Raw genomic sequence first — 947 nt, forward strand, 5'->3', positions numbered from 1 at the left:
GCTTATATATGGGGTCTATTTAACGTTAAGAAAATTACGCTAGAACTAGGCAAAAATTTTTGTATCTAGTTGTTCTAAATAAAAATTTTTAACGACGTTATAGTGCAATTTAATTCGTTAAATTGATTAAAGATTTATGCTGGTTGGTATAACTATGGAGGGGTTTAATTTTATATATTGTTCAAATATTTATGCAGGTTGGTATTAAATAAAAAGGTGCTTTTCAGCACCTTTTTAACGCAACTGACTATCTTTACTGCCACGTCTATTAAACGATTTAGCGCTAGCACCATTACCTTCTATTGCAGCTTGGCATACAACACAGTAGCGCACTCCTGGTAACGCGAGCCTTCGTGCTTGTGGGATTTTCTCATCGCACTCATCACATAACTCTGCACTTGCGCCAGATATTAAATTGCTTCTTGCATACTGTACGGCATCATTAACACTCGCATCAATTTGATCTTGAATTGCACCGTCTCGTGCCCATCCACTTGCCATAAATCCTCCTAATAAAGTTGGATGTTTAAATTTATGCTACCAAATCGAATCTTTATAAGTACTGAATGTTTTTGGATTTTTGGATTTTTGGATTTTTGGATTTTTGGATTTTTGGATTTTTGGATTTTTGGATTTTTGGATTTTTGGATTTTTGGATTTTTGGATTTTTGGATTTTTGGATTTTTGGATTTTTGGATTTTATCTTAATAACACTACACTTCCCTATTAAAAAACAAGTAATTGGCGTCCTCAAGAGATTAGTACTCTTGATAACGTCGTGTATAGAGAGTGCGGTGTCACACTGCTTTATACAGTACTTAAAATAGTAAGTGGCGTCCCCAAGGGGATTCGAACCCCTGTTACCGCCGTGAAAGGGCGGTGTCCTAGGCCTCTAGACGATGGGGACACATAAATGTGTCACTAGGACAACTGAATTTTTAGACTCG

The 947-nt window shown here is 36.3% G+C and carries 1 protein-coding gene and 1 tRNA gene; both read right to left on the reverse strand.

Translation table 11 applies throughout. The features are described 5' to 3' along the window. Positions 1-234: 234 nt before the first annotated feature. Positions 235-501, reverse strand: coding sequence for a DksA/TraR family C4-type zinc finger protein (locus tag H4J50_RS18950; protein ID WP_010555328.1), 267 nt, complete (start codon positions 499-501; stop codon positions 235-237). A gap of 330 nt (positions 502-831) precedes the next feature. After that, a tRNA-Glu gene (locus H4J50_RS18955) sits at positions 832-907 on the reverse strand. Positions 908-947: the final 40 nt, after the last annotated feature.

It is taken from the genome of Colwellia sp. 6M3, assembly GCF_014077595.1.
Lineage (GTDB): Bacteria > Pseudomonadota > Gammaproteobacteria > Enterobacterales > Alteromonadaceae > Cognaticolwellia.